The 16718-nt window shown below is 46.8% G+C and carries 16 protein-coding genes; 8 read left to right on the forward strand and 8 right to left on the reverse strand.

All coding sequences use genetic code 11. The features are described 5' to 3' along the window. Positions 1-13: 13 nt before the first annotated feature. The 4 genes from ACFQS8_RS11515 (at position 14) to ACFQS8_RS11530 (ending at position 4423) form a co-directional block, all read left to right on the forward strand. A complete protein-coding gene (locus ACFQS8_RS11515) occupies positions 14-214 on the forward strand; it encodes a hypothetical protein (protein WP_382167525.1) in 201 nt (66 codons plus the stop codon). After that, positions 211-771: a hypothetical protein gene (locus ACFQS8_RS11520; RefSeq protein ID WP_382167527.1), complete on the forward strand. Its 561-nt coding sequence runs from the start codon at positions 211-213 to the stop codon at positions 769-771. Before ACFQS8_RS11515 ends, ACFQS8_RS11520 begins: the two co-directional genes overlap by 4 nt. A gap of 53 nt (positions 772-824) precedes the next feature. After that, complete coding sequence (pheT, locus tag ACFQS8_RS11525) at positions 825-3236, forward strand: phenylalanine--tRNA ligase subunit beta (protein WP_382167529.1); 2412 nt, start codon at positions 825-827, stop codon at positions 3234-3236. Between the two features lie 200 nt (positions 3237-3436). After that, a complete protein-coding gene (locus ACFQS8_RS11530) occupies positions 3437-4423 on the forward strand; it encodes a ParA family protein (RefSeq protein WP_382167531.1) in 987 nt (328 codons plus the stop codon). Here the strand turns inward: ACFQS8_RS11530 and ACFQS8_RS11535 are convergent, their stop codons facing one another. The 7 genes from ACFQS8_RS11535 to ACFQS8_RS11565 all read right to left on the reverse strand — a co-directional run bounded on the left by ACFQS8_RS11535 (position 4424) and on the right by ACFQS8_RS11565 (position 11141). Next, on the reverse strand, positions 4424-5074 hold the full coding sequence (locus tag ACFQS8_RS11535) for a bifunctional diaminohydroxyphosphoribosylaminopyrimidine deaminase/5-amino-6-(5-phosphoribosylamino)uracil reductase RibD (protein ID WP_382167533.1): 651 nt from the start codon (positions 5072-5074) through the stop codon (positions 4424-4426). Between the two features lie 104 nt (positions 5075-5178). Continuing rightward, the gene (gene gpmA, locus ACFQS8_RS11540; RefSeq protein WP_382167535.1) at positions 5179-5889 is read right to left on the reverse strand and encodes a 2,3-diphosphoglycerate-dependent phosphoglycerate mutase; all 711 of its coding nucleotides are present in this window, start codon (positions 5887-5889) and stop codon (positions 5179-5181) included. A 133-nt stretch (positions 5890-6022) separates the two neighbouring features. After that, positions 6023-6259 (reverse strand): DUF2164 domain-containing protein, encoded by a 237-nt coding sequence (locus tag ACFQS8_RS11545; protein ID WP_382167537.1) that lies wholly within the window; start codon positions 6257-6259, stop codon positions 6023-6025. Between the two features lie 5 nt (positions 6260-6264). Beyond that, positions 6265-7413 (reverse strand): M23 family metallopeptidase, encoded by a 1149-nt coding sequence (locus ACFQS8_RS11550; protein ID WP_382167539.1) that lies wholly within the window; start codon positions 7411-7413, stop codon positions 6265-6267. Positions 7414-7555: 142 nt separating this feature from the next. Next, a complete protein-coding gene (locus ACFQS8_RS11555) occupies positions 7556-8185 on the reverse strand; it encodes a hypothetical protein (protein ID WP_382167541.1) in 630 nt (209 codons plus the stop codon). Then, the gene (locus ACFQS8_RS11560; RefSeq protein ID WP_382167543.1) at positions 8182-8745 is read right to left on the reverse strand and encodes a hypothetical protein; all 564 of its coding nucleotides are present in this window, start codon (positions 8743-8745) and stop codon (positions 8182-8184) included. Before ACFQS8_RS11560 ends, ACFQS8_RS11555 begins: the two co-directional genes overlap by 4 nt. A gap of 110 nt (positions 8746-8855) precedes the next feature. Beyond that, positions 8856-11141 (reverse strand): S8 family serine peptidase, encoded by a 2286-nt coding sequence (locus tag ACFQS8_RS11565; protein ID WP_382167545.1) that lies wholly within the window; start codon positions 11139-11141, stop codon positions 8856-8858. 353 nt (positions 11142-11494) lie between these two features. Here ACFQS8_RS11565 and ACFQS8_RS11570 point away from each other — a divergent pair, with 353 nt between their 5' ends. From ACFQS8_RS11570 to ACFQS8_RS11580, 3 genes are all read left to right on the forward strand, one after another. Next, positions 11495-12223: a Sir2 family NAD-dependent protein deacetylase gene (locus ACFQS8_RS11570; protein WP_382167547.1), complete on the forward strand. Its 729-nt coding sequence runs from the start codon at positions 11495-11497 to the stop codon at positions 12221-12223. A 109-nt stretch (positions 12224-12332) separates the two neighbouring features. Continuing rightward, positions 12333-13091, forward strand: a complete 759-nt coding sequence (locus tag ACFQS8_RS11575) for a YebC/PmpR family DNA-binding transcriptional regulator (RefSeq protein WP_382167549.1) — start codon at positions 12333-12335, stop codon at positions 13089-13091. Between the two features lie 34 nt (positions 13092-13125). Then, positions 13126-13629, forward strand: coding sequence for a DUF4188 domain-containing protein (locus ACFQS8_RS11580; RefSeq protein ID WP_382167551.1), 504 nt, complete (start codon positions 13126-13128; stop codon positions 13627-13629). Here the strand turns inward: ACFQS8_RS11580 and ACFQS8_RS11585 are convergent. Continuing rightward, on the reverse strand, positions 13626-15053 hold the full coding sequence (locus tag ACFQS8_RS11585; protein ID WP_382167553.1) for a cryptochrome/photolyase family protein: 1428 nt from the start codon (positions 15051-15053) through the stop codon (positions 13626-13628). The genes ACFQS8_RS11580 and ACFQS8_RS11585 overlap by 4 nt on opposite strands. A gap of 178 nt (positions 15054-15231) precedes the next feature. Here ACFQS8_RS11585 and ACFQS8_RS11590 point away from each other — a divergent pair, with 178 nt between their 5' ends. Then, positions 15232-16716, forward strand: coding sequence for an amidohydrolase family protein (locus tag ACFQS8_RS11590; protein ID WP_382167554.1), 1485 nt, complete (start codon positions 15232-15234; stop codon positions 16714-16716). Positions 16717-16718 lie beyond the last annotated feature (2 nt).

Below are 16718 nucleotides of genomic sequence, written 5' to 3' on the forward strand. Positions count from 1 at the left end.
TTGGAGAATTGGAATGGCTAAAACAATCAGCTGCATTTTCTTCGCTCTTGGCTTTGTCTTGCTTCCATTTAGTTTTTTCCAAATTGATGAAGCAGGAAATGTCCGTTTCATTGTATTCACGTTGAACGATTTTGGTTTAGCCGTAGCATTAATTGCAATCGGATACATTCTAAAAAACCAAACCAAGCGAGCAGAAATCGAGCCGGAAAAATGAGTAAAGAATCATTCTCAGCTATGGAAGTTGTCATCGCCGTGGGTGCGTTGGTAACGTCTGCTGCGGCTGTCTACATTGCTTGGGACCAAGCCAAGACCATGCACATAGAGCAACATGCCTCTGTGTTCCCTGCAATTCAGATTGATCCGGTGAACACACACGAAAACGGGCATGGACTACAACTTGGCTGGACCGTTGAAAACGCGGGTGTCGGCCCTGCCTTCATCCACTCAGCGCGCCTCTATCAAGGTGATACCGCTCTAACTGGGTATGAAGAGCTAAACGCGCTCCTACCAAGTGGTGTGGACATACAGTTCAAACAACTAACAGGCCGCGTGCTCGCCCCGGGCGTAGGCAAAGATGCCCTCACCCTCTCATGGCGCTCGCTTGTATTGCCACGTGAAACGATTGATCGCGCCTATGCCAGCACGGGTGATTGGGCGATGGAAGTTTGTTATTGCTCCACACTCGATCGATGCTGGACATCGCGCTCAGGACAACGCACACATCCTCAGCCGATCAATGAATGCCCTCAGTATAAAGATGGATTGTTCTAAAGCTTCCATTCGCAACAATTTAAAGACTCCTCTACCTAGAAAAGACGAAACCGATGAAATTTTCAGTATCTTGGCTTAAAGATTATCTCGACACAGACGCCGATCTAAATGGCATTGTCGAAGCCATGATCCTCGCGGGTCTGGAAGTTGAAGAAGTTGAAAACCCTGCCGAAAAGCTTGCCGCTTTCACAACTGCGAAAGTAAGCAAAGCCGAGCAACACCCAGACGCTGATAAATTACGTGTGTGTACCGTTGAAACAAAAGACGGCACCAAGCAAATCGTATGCGGGGCTCCCAATGCGCGCACAGGCATAACAGCAGTTTACGCCCCTTTAGGCGCTTACATTCCCGGACTTGATTTTGCTTTGGATAAAAAGCCCCGTAAACTTCGCGGTGTTGAAAGTTCCGGCATGATGTGTTCCGCCACAGAGCTTGAAATCGGTACGGAGAGTGATGGCATCATGGAAATCGAAGGCGATTTCCCAGTCGGTACACCTATCGCAGAAGTACTTGGATTAAACGATGCTGTCATCGATTTTGAAGTAACCCCCAATCGCCCAGACTGGCTTGGCGTCACAGGCATCGCACGTGACCTTGCAGCCGCAGGTCTAGGCAAGGTGAAAATTCCAGAAGTGCCAGAAGTTAAAGGCAGCTTCCCGTGTCCGATTAAAGTTACCTCAGAAGATACTCAAGCATGTCCTGTCTTCATGGGTCGCTTAATCAAAGGTGTAAAAAACGGTCCATCGCCAGATTGGATGCAAGCGCGCCTTAAAGCTATTGGTATCAACCCTAAAAACATGCTGGTAGACGTCACCAACTATGTCTCATTTGACCGTTGCCGTCCGCTCCATGCCTATGATGCTGACAAACTCTCTGGAAACATCGTAGCACGCCTTGCTAAATCTGGTGAAAAACTCGAAGCATTAGATGAAAACACCTATGAGCTAACCTCAGACATGTGCGTCATTGCAGATGATAATGGCCCTGTTGGTATTGGTGGTGTAATGGGCGGCGCAGGCACGGCGTCTTCTCCTGATACAGTCAATATTTTCCTTGAAGCTGCGATATTCGATCCTCTTCGTACAGCGCGTACTGGCCGCACAACCGGCATTGTGTCAGATGCGCGCTATCGCAATGAACGCGGGATTGATCCAAACTCATGCCGTGAGGGTCTCGACCTTGCCACACAACTCATCCTTGAAGCTTGTGGCGGGGAAGCATCCGACATTGCCATTGGCGGCGAAGAGCCTGCTGCACAAGCCCCCGTCGACTTCAAACCACGCGATATGAAACGCCTAACAGGTGTAGATATGAGCGCGCAGCGTATGAAAGATATTCTCGCAACGCTTGGTTTTGGTGTCGATGCTAAAGCAAAACTCGATGATGCCGTCTGGAAAATTACAGTTCCAGGTTTCCGTAGAGACGTTTTCCAATCTGCCGACATTGTCGAAGAACTTATTCGCATTGAAGGCTTCGATGCCCTTCCAACTGACAGCCTGCCACGTGAAGCTGGTGCCGCTAAACAAGTGGTCACACCGCTACAAAACCGTGTGCGTTCATCGCGTCGCGTGCTTGCTGCACGTGGTTTCCTTGAGGGCGTGAGCTGGTCATTCATGGACCGTGAAGTCGCTAAATCTTTTGGCGGCGGCGATAATGATGCACTCGTTGTCGATAACCCAATTGCCAATGATTTAAACTATATGCGCCCGTCCGCGTTGGCTAATCTTGCCCAAGCAATTCAGCGCAATGTCGATCATGGTGCCGAGGAAGTTCGACTGTTTGAAGTTGGACCCGTTTATCTTGGTGATGGCCCCAAAGACCAACGTACCGCTGTAACAGCACTTGTAAAACCTCGCCCTGCCCGTCATTGGTCAGGTGCAAACGAGCCTTATGATGTATTTGCGGCAAAAGCAGATTTATTCGCTGTTCTGACATCGCTTGATCAACCAGGTGAGCGTTTCCAAATCGGTGCACCAGTAGGCGACCACTGGCACCCAGGTAGATCAGCCAGCCTTCGCCTTGGTCCTAAAAATGTCATCGGAACCTTTGGTCAGCTTCACCCTGCTGTTCTTAAGAAACTAGATGTCGATGGCCCCATGATCGGCTTTGAAATTTATCTTGAAGCATTACCTTTGGTAAAGTCTAAAGGTGGGAAAACCAAACAACGTCTTGAAAAAGCAGACTTCACCCCTATCCGGCGTGATTTTGCATTCCTTGCGGATGTGGACACGCCAGCAGGTGATATCGCTCGTATCGCCGGTGCAGCCGATAAAAAACTCATCACAGCATGCCGCGTGTTTGATGTTTATGAAGGCACAGGCATGCCCGAAGGTAAAAAATCGGTTGCAATCGAAGTCACCTTGCAGCCAAGAGATACTCAATTAAAAGACGCTGATATCGAAAGTGTTTCTAAGACAATTGTTGCCGCCGTGGCAAAAGGGACAAAAGCTGAATTAAGAAGCTAAATTTCTAATGTTTTCCTCATAAATGCGTCACCAATTTTTGCGAAGCTGTAAGCTGTATCATTCATTCGATCACTTACAGCTTTTGCGAGAAAAGTGCGCACAAAAATTTGCATTTCGGGCCTCTCTCTGATTATCGTGTCATTGGGGTTGGGAAGCGCGTAGATTTAGAAAAAAGCCAGAGATAGGCTTTTGGGGAAATTATGACTTCCAGAGCTCCTGTTATTGCAGTGACAAACCTTAAAGGCGGCGTCGGAAAATCAACAACCACGCTCATGCTTGCTGAAGGCTTGGCCTACCAATACGGCTTGAATGTCCTCGTCTATGATTTTGATGCACAGGCAAATCTGTCAGAACTTCTTTTAACCAGCCAAGGCGTTCAACGCGAACGCAATCAAGATCGCGGTGTCGCTGCTATCCTTGATACATTTGTACCCGATTCAGATAAAACGATTGAAGATTTACGCATCGTTGTAGAACAATGGAATGCTACAGTTATTGATGATTTGGTACGTAAGAAAAACCGCAACAAAGAACAGGGCTGGGTTTCACTTCTCGCCGCAGATCCGTCCATGCGGTTTCTTGAACCCTTTCTCGAACGTAGCCCGGGCAAAGACTGGTTTGATATAGGTGATGAACTTATTAACCGCCTAGAGCAAGCAACCAAGTTTGAACGCAATCAAGCTGATATCATTATAATAGATTGCCCGCCGCACGTTTCCACCCTGTGTCGTGCAGCGTTGAAAATGGCCGATTTTTACGTCACTCCCACGCTCGCAGAAACGCTATCTATTTGGGGACTTCGGCAATTCTCTACATGGATGACACACACAGACCAAACACCTTGGCTGGCTAAATCCTGCGGTGCCTCTTTCGATGAACGTCAATTTGTTGTGTGTACTCGCTTCATCCCAACATCAAGAAGCCACCAAACAGCTTTTGAAGGGCTAAAGCTCGATTGGCCAAACCGTACTTTCTCGTCACCCATTGGTGCGCGCGTATCAATGAATAGCGAATTGCCACGCAAAACCATCAACAGCCTTCACTCTTTTGGAAGTCGTTACCGCGGTAAGCTTAAACAGGACGTCACAAGGCTTGCGGATGAATTTACAGCATTCCTCCAACAACACAGACCCGACCTACAATGGAGCCGTATTCAGCACGGCAATTTCCTCACTAAGTCACTTTAATCATTCTTGGATTTCATCGAGCAAATTTGCCGCCTTCAACGCCTGCGCAATTTCGCTGTGCTTTGATACCCATAAGCGATTATGCCCAGCGTCACCAAAGCGCATCAAAGCTTGATGTAAGCTTTCATCCTTTTCTACGAGAAACTGCCCATCATAACTTTCTCGGTTATCCGTTTCAGACACTAACGGCCATCCAGTGAGCATGCGTTTGAAAAAACCAGCCGTTAAAATTTTAGCGTCCTGCGCACCAATCCCAACATCCACCTGAATGCCAGCATCGCGTAATTTATTGACGCCGCCATTTGCAGTTGGGTGTGGATCAAGTTCAGCAACAACTACGCGCTTTATGCCCGAGTGAAGCAAGCGATCCGAGCATCCCGCCTCTCCATTTGAGCGTGAATGACATGGCTCAAGCGTCACATAGGCAACAGCCTCGGACAAGTCCTGCCCCTCAAGGGAAGCAAGCGCTAACTGCTCAGCATGCGGGCGCCCACCAGCACCTGTGCAGGCCTCTGCCAGCACATCACCACCCCGCATGATGACACATCCCACAGACGGATTCGGCGCTGTTTTTCCTAGGTTGGTACGCGCAATTTTTATGGCGCGCTGCATAAAGGCTAAATCGCTTAGCTCTGTTTCAATGCTCGACATATCTGGCCTCACCTTCGCAAAATCAAATCATACGATAGCCCAATAACAAAAAAGCGGAACACCTTTTGATGCTCCGCTTTTTTATATTTTTTCAATGAAATCAATTAGAACTTAGGAAGCTCAGTCGCACGATCAGCATCAAGATATTTTGCCGATACAACTTTCAAATTGTCATCAAGTTCGATCAGAAGCGGATTACCAGTTGGAATTTCCACACCTGTAATCACATCATCCGCCACACTGAACAAATCTTTCACAATTGCACGCAATGAGTTACCGTGAGCTGCCACAAGAATATTTTCGCCAGCTTTCAATTTTGGTGCAATTTCTGAATTAAAATAAGGCATTACACGCTCAAGAGTCAGCTTCAAGCTTTCCGTCATTGGTACATCAAGTCCCGCATAACGTACGTCATTTGCAGGATCAAACTCAGCACCTTTTTCCATCGGCGGCGGTGGTACATCGTAAGAACGACGCCAAATTTTCACTTGCTCATCACCGTGCTTTTCAGCGGTTTCAGCTTTATTCAAACCTGTAAGCCCACCATAGTGACGCTCGTTCAAACGCCAATCTTTCGTGACCGGAAGCCATGTGCGTCCCATCTCTTCAAGTGCAATCCACAAAGTACGAATGGCACGTTTTTGAACAGACACGAAAGCTTCACTGAAAGAAACACCTGAAGAAGCAAGCATTTGGCCTGATTTCTTGGCTTCTGCTACACCCTTTTCCGTCAAATCAACATCCCACCAACCAGTGAAACGGTTTTGAAGATTCCATTCGCTTTGTCCGTGACGGATCAATACCAGTTTGGCCATTTGATACCCCTTCTATGTCCTAAAATTGCCTAAGCGTATTCTTATTCTATTTTGCAATGGGTTTAACAGCCCCCACGTAAGCTGCAAGCTAAGTTTGTCCTATCAACGCATATTCAAGCAAAACAATTGGTATCTAAGTCTTTTCGTCCCAATATATCTCGCCTTCAAGATCATCTACACGCGTTTGTAAATATCCCCGAACATCCTGAACAGCTTGGTTATAAACACTTGGACCCACGGCTTCCAAAACTAGCTCCAACATTTGACTTGCACGAAAATCAGATAGGTTTTCATCAAACTCATCTCTAAACATGACAGCTAGTTTGTCTTGCAATTTACGCTTTCTATCGTCTGTAAGCTCAAGTTTCATAAAGCTTATTCCTCAACCACCATCTCACCCGGTGCTTGCTCACGCCGCTCATATGCTTTGACAAGAGAGGTATATGGCGGAGCCCACGTCCATCCATATTCAGACGTATTGTGTTTTATTTCAAAGTGAAGATGTAAGGTTGTAGGCGTGCCACCAAAATCATTCGACACATACCCAAGCGGATCACCCGCTTTAACTTGCTGTCCAAGACTGACTTCAAGCGCTTTCATATTCATGTGCATATAGCGATATATGCGACCACCCGCCCGAACATTTACAGTATAGCTACCAATGTTCGAAATATATCCGTCCTCTGCCGCAACCACGACATACCGTTTCCGCTCAGAGGGTAATAAGGAACGCTCTGCACGACATCCTTCAGGTGTTCCCACACGAATGTCTTGCCCGACATGCACACCCGCTGACGGGCAATAGGGAGATGTGGTCCGACTTGACCTATTCTCACAGAAATTATCTCTCCACGATGCCGTAAAATTGCGTGGATCACACTGGTCCCCTCCACCAATTCCGCCGCCATAGCGATAGACTTGAGATTGAGGGTATGCACGCGCCTGCTTAATGGGAAACAGCATATCAGGCACATAAATAGTAGGATCTTTAGCACCCAAACCGCTATTTGGTTCTAAATCCCCTGGTGGATGATACGAAAACGCAGGTGATACATTATTGGTTGGTATCGGAGCCGGCGTAGGCGTCTCACTAGGTTCTGGTGAAGGTGTTTCAGTTGGTTCAGGCTCGGGACTTGTGGGTGTTGGCGTTGGTGTTTGGGTAGGTTCAGGTGTAGGCTCTGGCGTCGGCTCCTCCGTAGGAGGCGTTGCTGGCTCATCATCCGGCACTTTAGGAATGGTTTCGTCAGTAGGAACAGGCTGTTCCACATCTACATCAGGCTCAACGTCTTCATCTACATCTGGTGTAGGCGTCGTAGTCTCAATAGGTTCTGGCGTCTGTGTCGGTGTTGAACTTGGCGTAGGTCTTGGCGAGGCTGGAACATTTTCAGGTTCCAATAGCAAATCACACCCAGATACAAATGCCATAGACGCACTTGCGAGAAAAAGAAGCGCTGCATGGCTCAAAGGTCTACGCGAAACCCGACGCGTTTCTATGCTCAATTGCCCAGTGTTCAATCGCGCCATACCACTACTCCTACCTTCCCTTTACGCTATGTGCATACAAGGGTGGGCTTTCTGCCCATCTGACTATTTCGCCCAGACACAACACTGTCAGAGCGCAATAATCAAGATATCAATACCTGCTTTCTAAGATTAAGACGGCAAGCTATTCAGCAACAGCAACAAATAATCCATTCACCACCGCGATTGCCTCTTCTTCAGTGATACAGCCTGTATCCCCGTCCAGAATATTGCACTCAAACTCAACTAAGTAATCAGCTCCAAAACGCGAGAACGCCACTTGCGCGCCTGCCTCCATTACATCAAACTTCATTTCAGAACGTTCTATTTCATCTGCATCCATCGCCGATGTATCAAATACTTCATTTGTTCCATTCACGATGATATCGTATTTCGCGCCTGGATAACTCGCAAAATAGCCGTCTGGCGTGAACGCGACCGTTTGCTTGGCGTTTGCAGGCATCACGATTCCCGATGGCAGCATGACAGGCACAGGACTGATGCTTGCATTTCCAGATGCCTGCGCCAAGACAGTATCAGCCGTATGCCCAGCTTCAATCGCTTGAATGCGAGCTTGGCGCGCAGCTGTCCAATCAATCTGTCGTGTACGTTGCGATGGCATTTCTGCACCGGAAAGATCAATTATTGGGGCTTCCGTAGGTGTTGCTGATGGAGCCACTGCTTCAGGCGCACGCAATTTAGGTTCTTCACATGCACTCATCATCGCCACAGCCAGTGCTAAAGCTCCTAAGCGATACAAATTGGTCATCTTCATCCGTTTTTTCCCGGTTGCGCCGTCGCGTTTGGCTCGGCATAGGCAATACTTGGTAGAGCTTTAAGGCTTTTTATAACCTTTGAATACTCTGAACCCATATCTGTAGATGTTTTTTCATCATCAGAATAAAGGTCGAGTACAAACTCATTGGAGTATGTGACGCGTTTCAACTGCACTTTTGCCAAATCTGGCTTATCCGCAAACATTGACTTGAACGCTGCACGACCAGCATTTTTATCCTTCCAGAAGATATCGCAAATGCGGTCAGCCTCTTGGGCATCTTTCAACTTTACAACGATTTCTGGTGGCGGCCCCAAACGCCCCTGCGCCATTCCTATTTGAGCCATCTGCTCGGGTTGTGCATTGCCTTCTCGTACGTCTTGATAGGAAGTAGGCACTATTTCAACTGGACCATGCGCGATCTGCGCCCCATTTTGCTTTGCTTCATAGGCATTATTCGGAGCAGACAAAACTAACCCGCATCCAAAAGCTGTAAAAAGCCCACAAAACATCGCAAGTGGTGCAGCCATTACCGTCTTACTTTTACTCTCACTATCCATTGTTCAAGCCCCGTTTTCTTCGCCCTAAGTCTTATTGCTTCACAGACACTACTGCATGTATACTGAACAAGACCCGAACGTTATTGTTCCCACCCAAATAGACCTTTATTCTAATCCAATTGCGCATTCTGCAAATTCAGCATAGCGCCTCCACAAGGTCTAAAACACATTCCCTCTGATCCAGGAATAGGCTCTGAGCCGGGGTAGTGCGTACACTTACCTGAACACTGCAATTGAGTTCTGCTATTCGTCGCAGCCTTTAAACGGGACGTAAGTTCATCACCAGTCGCCAAAGGATATTGTGATTTCAGCAAAGCCAGAGCCGCAGACACGTGTGGTGCAGCCATCGAGGTGCCACTCTCATATGCGTAATAGCAAGATTCAACCGGCTCATTCGTGACTGGATCATAACAATTTTTCGCGTATTTTGTTGAGAGCACGCCATCTGGACGCCCATCTCCATCATCATCGCGAGTCAAATCACCGCCAGGTGCTAGAATATCAACAGCTGCTCCATAATTTGAATATGGCGTCAACTGCCCACGCGCATCAGAGGCGGCGACTGACACGACGTTCTGACACCCACCAGGCGCATAGTATTTGGTATCAATACGTGCATTCCCTGCTGCCGCAACAACAACGGCTCCCGCCTCAGTCGCATCATTGATTGCTTCTTGCATTGACGCCGGACAGCGCTCAAACAAACCAATAGACAAATTGATAATATCGGCAGGATTTGCATTCCAAATCTCATCCCCTAAATCATCACGCGCTGGCACAACACCCGCAGCCCAACGAATAGCATCATTGATATCAGATAATTGCCCACCACACCGGCCTAACGCACGCACAGGAACAATCGTCACATTCCAAGCGCCACCGGCTACTCCAGAGGCATTATTGGTTCCTGCAACACCCACTGTTCCCGCCACATGTGTTCCATGGAAGGTATCTTGAGATAACGGATCATTGGGATCACATGCATCACCGGGATCGTTAGGATTTGAGTCCCGTCCATCTCCATCATTACCCATGAACGGGTCTGATACCATGTCAAAACCGGGGGCTAGATTGCGAGACGCTTGGATATCAGGATGAGACATTTGCAACCCCGTATCCACAATGGCCACAGTCACTCCAGCAGACCCAGTTTGGCTGGCACGTGACCAGAAATCTTCAAACCCAGCTCCGCCTAAAGATTGATTTGCGCCCTCGCCCTGATTTTTAAAATGCCACTGAAATCCCCACAACGGGTCATTCGGGGTCAGTTTTGTAGAGGTCGCAATAGGACGCACAGGCAAATCCTTTGGACGAATTTCAAACTGGTTTGTGAAAATATAATCTGGTTCGACATATTCATAATCACCCGACGCGCGCAAATCCTCTACAACACATCGCGTGGCCAACTCAGCGTCCGTTTTCATCGCATTCCGAACTAAAGGGCTAGAGCAATCATCCATTTGGACGGGAGACGCCACCTTCATCGGTGCAAACCGCTTATATTGTGAATTCAATTTCGCCTTCATCGCTTCGTCAAAATGGGTAGGGTCCACACCAATATTTATGACCATATTGCCGCCATCACGAGCATATGCAGCACCTGATAATCCCATTTTCTCCAAACGCTTCATTGCTCTCGTACGTGCATCATGCGCGGCAGCTTGATTAAGTTCCCGACGCACGCGCATCTCTTTTTTCTGAACTTGTATTTGACGCACAGGTACAGGGAGCATTTCCGGCTCTTCCAGCTTTTGCATCACTGTCTCACGCATTTCAGATCGTTGAATCTTCTCACCTGATCTCATGGCGCGTTTCATTTTTTGGCGCGCTTCAGGTGAAAGTTGGATGCCTTCACTCGTTTTGCGTAAATCCTTCGAATTAAGAGATTTTACAACATCAGGCACAGCTTCCTCAATCGCTTCAAATTCCAATGCAGATATCACAGGCTCTGGTGCCTTCATCATCGCAGCAGGCGGAGGAGGTGCCATCGAACGCGCCGCAACAGATTCATCAGCCGATACAGGATCAGGAAGGGCCGCGCTTTCAGGCATTTCTTCTTCAACAACAGATGTCATCTCTATTTTGGGCTTAGCAATAACAGATCCGACAACAAAATAGCTCTCAGTCTTGAGTGCTTCTTCAAGTGTGCGGTCTGGTATCACCTGCCCGCCTATTATTACGCCTGCCATAGCGCGAGCTTCAACAGATGCCTGCTCAAGATAATCTATTGTCGTGGGTTCACCTAAAACGTCGCGAGACAGTTGGGCTTCTACCCTGTTTGTCAACTTTTTGAAATTTTCTTGTTTTTGTTCAACCTGATCACACCCTGATAGCATACTGACCGCTAACAAAGCACAGCTTCCCGCAATGATATTCAGTCTTTTCAATTTGCTCATATCAGTTCTCACAGCCCGTTTGAATCTCACGACAATCCCGAAACAACGCCACGGCAGTCTAAAACGCCAACGCTGAAGCTTAATCCTATGTTAACCTTAGTGCACGGAATTTGCGACTACATAATGTCCGTTTCAGCAGAATGACAGATTTATTCAGAGATTTTACGCACGGTTTGAATATGTCTTGGACACAAATCGACTTATTTCTTGCCGCTATATTTATCTCCCGACACCACACCAATCGAGTGCGCATACAACTTAAAGAATATTGCTCCGTAACCAGTCACAAGATACGATTCAACGTATTTCCTGAACGACGATACCTTATGTCGTAATTATTATTTGAATTTTCTATGTATTATCCTGACTTCAAACACATTGTTGTCCTCACGGGCACGGGTATCTCCGCAGAATTTTATGCGTCCAATTTAAAAGACTCTCACAAAATGTGGAATAAAAGTGAGGTAGAAGACCTTACAGATCCAACATGCTTTGTACGTACTCCAGAAAAAACACATACATATTATAATCAACGCCGTTTAGATCTGAAACAAGTGCAGTTTAATCAAGCACACGCACATATTCAGCATATGCAAAGAGAGTTGTGTGGTTCACCGACAAAACTCACAATCGCCACTTTAAATGAAGATGACCTTCATGAAAAAGCCAATACTTCTGGTGTGCTTCATATCAATGGAGAATTGAACAAATCTCTTTGTATAAAATGCCAATATCGCTCAGATTGCAGCAGCGATATCACAATCGAAACGGCCTGTGGTAAATGCCTCACTATAGGCTCTCTCCGTCCAGACATCATATGGAAAGGTGAAAAACCCTACCACATAGATAAAATCCAATCTGCCTTGTCTGAATGTGATCTATTCCTCAGTGTCGGTACAGTTGGCGACGAATACCCAACAATTGAATTTATAAAAACAGCCACCAAGGCAGGTGCTCATTTAGTTGAATTAAACTCCACACCATCAAAGAATGCCGTCAGTTTTGACGATACACGTTATGGAAATCTGGTCGATATTGTACCGTTTTGGATAGATAACTTCCTTTATGATAGCTTTAGTTGAAGTTTAAGCCCTTCACCAATACCTGATCACTCGGCTATACCTTGCAGCTTCTATAAGGATTGGGGTACACACGCCCAATCTATGAATTACCAGACACAAAGAGGCATCAATGGCCGGCCACTCCAAATGGGCGAACATCCAGCACCGCAAAGGTGCTCAGGACAGAAAAAAAGCGAAAGTCTTCGCAAAGCTTTCTAAAGAGATCACAATCGCCGCAAAAATGGGGGGTGGCGAACCCGACATGAACCCGCGCCTTCGCTTGGCTATCGCCAACGCTAAAGGTGTTTCCATGCCTAAAGATAACATCACACGCGCCATTGATAAGGCCGTTGGCGGCGATATGGAAACATATGAAGAAATTCGTTACGAAGGTTTTGCGCCTGGTGGCGTTGGTTTAATTGTTGAAGTCTCCACTGACAACAAAAACCGCTCAGGTGGTGATGTACGCGCATCCTTCACTAAAAATGGCGGAAATCTTGGTGAAACAGGTGCGGTGTCTTTTGGTTTTGATCAAGTTGGTCAGATCATTTTTCCAGCTGCAGCTGGCGATGAAGACACTGTTATGGAAGCTGCAATTGAAGCTGGTGCCGACGATGTTGAATCCGATGAAGAATCCCACATAATCTACACGACACGTGAAGATCTAATGGATGTGGCTTCCGCACTTGAAGGCAAGTTTGGAGAAGAAATTGAAGCTTCTTCAACCACTCTCGTTTGGCGTCCTCAAAATCTTGTCCCTGTAGAAGATGAAGACGCAGCAGCTAAGGTCCTCAAACTCATTGAAGTTCTTGAAGATCTAGATGATGTACAAACAGTTTATTCCAACTATGACATCTCAGATGATCTTATGGAAAAACTTATGAGCTAATCTAGCTTAGTATACCAGCAGTGAGTGTGGGGTAATGACTGCGACAAATAACGACTATATTACCGTTGAAATGGAAGACGATTTCGTCGTCTTCCTGACAGGTATGCGTATCAATAAATGGTGGAAAGTCTGGAAATGGCTTCCTGTCTTTATTGCTATGCCACGCATGTGTCGCGAACTTGCCCGTCGACCAGAGCTTGGGATGATCCATTATCGTTATCACCCCGGTTTTGGCAGCATGATGGTCGTTCAATACTGGAAGTCATTTGAACATCTCCACGCTTACGCCTCTCACAAGGGATGCGCACATGTACCCGCATGGCGCTCTATGAATAAAGCTGTAGGTACAAACGGCGACGTTGGTACATGGCACGAAACTTACATGGTCAAAAAAACCGATTATGAGTGCCTATATGTGAACATGCCAGACCATGGCTTGGGTAAAGTCGGTACGAAAGTCATTGCCAAAGGCAAAAAACGAACCGCCAAGGGCCGCCTTGGCCGAGGCAATGATGATTGGTCCCAACTCGGCGTCTAGTTTGGCAAATCTTTGTAGGCAGCAAGTGCTTTTTCACGCGCTGCCTTATGGTCTACAATAGGCTTTGGATAAGTTGTCCCTAAACGCACATCTGCTGCTTTCAAAACCAATTCAGGCGCATCCCAAGGTGTGTGAATGGACTTATCATCTAGCTTTGAAATTTCCGGCACCCATTTGCGAATGTAATCTCCGCCAGCGTCAAATTTCTGGGACTGCATAATCGGATTGAAAATCCTAAAAAACGGCGAGGCATCAGCCCCAGACCCCGCCACCCACTGCCAGCTTGCAGGATTATTCGCTGGGCAGGCATCTACCAATGTATCCCAAAACCATTTTTCCCCGTCTCGCCAGTCAATTCTCAAATGCTTGATAAGAAAAGACGCCGCCACCATCCGAACACGGTTATGCATACATCCGGTCTGCCATAATTCCCGCATACCGGCATCAACAAGCGGATATCCAGTCTGACCTTTCGTCCACGCCTTGAACGCATGACTATCGCTTTGCCATGCAAAAGCATCAAAATTTGGTTTCCAATTTTTCTGGGCCAAATCATCTGCATAAAACAAAATAGAATGCGAAAATTCGCGCCACCCTAATTCTGCTAAAAACTTATGTGCATCCTTGGTAAGTTCTCCTCCCGCATACGCATGCACACCATGCCAAACTTGCCGTGGCGAAATTTCTCCAAATCTCAAATGCGGTGACAAAAGCGAAGTGTGACTTTTGGAAGGCACATCCCTTTGCGCGCCATATCCCTGAAGATTCATTTCTAAAAATGTATCCAATCGCTTTCTTACCCCAGCTTCACCCGGTTCCCAATCCTTCCAAAAACTTACGGACCAGTCAGGCGATTGCGGCATCAATTGCCAATCACTCAATTGATCTGATTGAACACCGCCGAGGTCAGGCATGGTTTGCGCTTTGGTGGGCGCAGGAAGGCTTTGTGCAGGGCCATTTTCCTTTAGCGCGGCTTTCCAAAACGGAGAAAAGACTTTGTAGGGTGTACCCGCCCCTGCGCTTTTTATTTCCCATGGTTCAAATAATAAATTAGCTTTCAGGCTATCTGCAATCTTCGCGTCTTTATTCAAACGCTCCATAATCCAGCGATCCACCTCAACATCTTTTGGATCATAGCGTCTGTTCCAATAGATATTTTCCACTTTGAGATCTTTAGCGAGTTGAGGCAAAACCTCTCTTGCATCACCTCTCTTCAAAATGAGCGGAATATTTAATGCCTCAAGGTCACGTTTCAAATTCGATAGGGATTTATGCAGCCAAGCTTTGCAAGCACTTCCCATCTGGCGCTGATTTTCAGTCTCTTCCAAAATAAAAACTGCAACTGCAGAATTTTCACGCATCGCAGTTCGCAATGCAGGGTTATCAGAAAGTCGCAAATCCTGACGAAACCAGCACAAATTCACACATCATCTCCTCAAATTATGCAATATTTACATGATTTATACGTGTGCAAATTTGATTTGGACTTATCTCGATCACAAAACATTTCACCCTCTAACCTCATTTGCCTTGACATAAATTCCCGAAAAGTGTGACTGACGGACAATTTGTCTATTGAACGCGTCTTTGAGGAGAAGAAAAATGGCTAACGGCGAACGCTATACCAATATCGACCTTATCGGCTTCAATCTAAAAATGCTATCAAAGGGCCGTGAACGCGCTCTTTTGATTAGTGCAGGTAGTCCTGATGACAAGCAATTCCTCCTCGAATCTTGCCGAGACATGGCAAACATCGGCGTGAACCTTTTTGCAACTCCAGGAACGCAGCGCCTTTTTGAAGCTCAAAACATCAAATCATCACCAGCTCACAAAATATCTTCTGGAACACAACCCAATATCAAAGACCTGATCCAAAGTGGTCAAATTGATTTTGTCATCAACATCCTGACCGGTGAGCAGGACTATGATGAAAACTCAGACGCAAAACAAATCCGCTCCCTCGCCATCAAACACGGCATTCCCCTCATCACTGACCGCGAAGTTGCTAAAGAGACCATTGCAACCGTTATTAGCGACCTGAAAGAGGGCACTTATGACTGGACCAAACGCTCTGCAGAACGTCCTTGGGATCTTGAAGCTAAGTTTCGTGAACTTGTAGAGGCACGCGGCGGATGGGCAAACCATCACGGCCATTTCGACAAAGCCTATCTTATCTCTCCAGAAAATTTGGCATTGGGTTATGCCGACATGGAGAAAAAATGGGAACTTTACCGCCACCTAAAAGAAAACTACACGCACGAAGACCTTGTCGAACGTATCTCACGTGCACTTGAAACAGTGATTGCTCAAGGCTCTAAATATTGCCGCACAATGATTGATGCTGACAGCATTATCGGGCTGAAAGGCATCAAAGCGGCGGTTGAAGTTAAAGAGCGTTACAAAGACCAAATAAAATTTGAAATTGGTATTCAGCCACTTGAAGGCGTGCTGGATGATAAAACGCAAGCGCAATATGTTGAAGCTTGTAAAATGGCAGACTTCTGCGGCGGCCTACCTTCTCGTGACCGCCCCCGCGAAAGCGAACACCTCGACTTTATCATGAAAACAGCCAAACAACTTGGCAAAATGGTCGAAGTTCACGTGGACCAAGAAAACAATCCATACCAAACAGAGACCGAACTCCTCGCGCTCAAAACAATCGAGCACGGAATGCAAGGCCGCGTTTACGGTATTCACTCAATCTCCGTATCTTGTAAGGATAATTCAGAACAGGACCGCATCATCAAGCTTGTTAAAGAAGCAGATGTTGGGATTGTAATTTGTCCATCAGCCGCACTCTCCATGAAGCAATTGCCCATGCAAGGTCCATTGCACAACTCCATCGGCCCTTATGTAAAAATGAAAGAAGCCGGTGTGCGTGTGTATCTAGGTATCGACAATATCGCAGACTTGTTCATGCCAATCGTAGATGGCGATATGTGGACAGAAACGCGCATGCTCATGGAAGCTTGTCGAGACTATGATCTAAACGCAATCGCTGATTGGGCCACACGTCCTCCTCTTCACTTAGAAGAAGAGCTAATGGTTGTTCCTAAAACACCATCACCCGAAACAACTGACGCGTAAAT

It is taken from the genome of Hirschia litorea (assembly GCF_042665075.1).
GTDB classification, from domain to species: domain Bacteria; phylum Pseudomonadota; class Alphaproteobacteria; order Caulobacterales; family Hyphomonadaceae; genus Hirschia; species Hirschia litorea.

Bases quoted from the DNA above. Each gene is read 5' to 3' on its own strand.
- ACFQS8_RS11515 (WP_382167525.1), top strand. From the start codon at position 14: ATGGCTAAAACAATCAGCTGCATTTTCTTCGCTCTTGGCTTTGTCTTG.
- ACFQS8_RS11520 (WP_382167527.1), top strand. From the start codon at position 211: ATGAGTAAAGAATCATTCTCAGCTATGGAAGTTGTCATCGCCGTGGGT.
- pheT (WP_382167529.1), top strand. From the start codon at position 825: ATGAAATTTTCAGTATCTTGGCTTAAAGATTATCTCGACACAGACGCC.
- ACFQS8_RS11530 (WP_382167531.1), top strand. From the start codon at position 3,437: ATGACTTCCAGAGCTCCTGTTATTGCAGTGACAAACCTTAAAGGCGGC.
- ACFQS8_RS11535 (WP_382167533.1), bottom strand. From the start codon at position 5,074: ATGTCGAGCATTGAAACAGAGCTAAGCGATTTAGCCTTTATGCAGCGC.
- gpmA (WP_382167535.1), bottom strand. From the start codon at position 5,889: ATGGCCAAACTGGTATTGATCCGTCACGGACAAAGCGAATGGAATCTT.
- ACFQS8_RS11545 (WP_382167537.1), bottom strand. From the start codon at position 6,259: ATGAAACTTGAGCTTACAGACGATAGAAAGCGTAAATTGCAAGACAAA.
- ACFQS8_RS11550 (WP_382167539.1), bottom strand. From the start codon at position 7,413: ATGGCGCGATTGAACACTGGGCAATTGAGCATAGAAACGCGTCGGGTT.
- ACFQS8_RS11555 (WP_382167541.1), bottom strand. From the start codon at position 8,185: ATGAAGATGACCAATTTGTATCGCTTAGGAGCTTTAGCACTGGCTGTG.
- ACFQS8_RS11560 (WP_382167543.1), bottom strand. From the start codon at position 8,745: ATGGATAGTGAGAGTAAAAGTAAGACGGTAATGGCTGCACCACTTGCG.
- ACFQS8_RS11565 (WP_382167545.1), bottom strand. From the start codon at position 11,141: ATGAGCAAATTGAAAAGACTGAATATCATTGCGGGAAGCTGTGCTTTG.
- ACFQS8_RS11570 (WP_382167547.1), top strand. From the start codon at position 11,495: ATGTATTATCCTGACTTCAAACACATTGTTGTCCTCACGGGCACGGGT.
- ACFQS8_RS11575 (WP_382167549.1), top strand. From the start codon at position 12,333: ATGGCCGGCCACTCCAAATGGGCGAACATCCAGCACCGCAAAGGTGCT.
- ACFQS8_RS11580 (WP_382167551.1), top strand. From the start codon at position 13,126: ATGACTGCGACAAATAACGACTATATTACCGTTGAAATGGAAGACGAT.
- ACFQS8_RS11590 (WP_382167554.1), top strand. From the start codon at position 15,232: ATGGCTAACGGCGAACGCTATACCAATATCGACCTTATCGGCTTCAAT.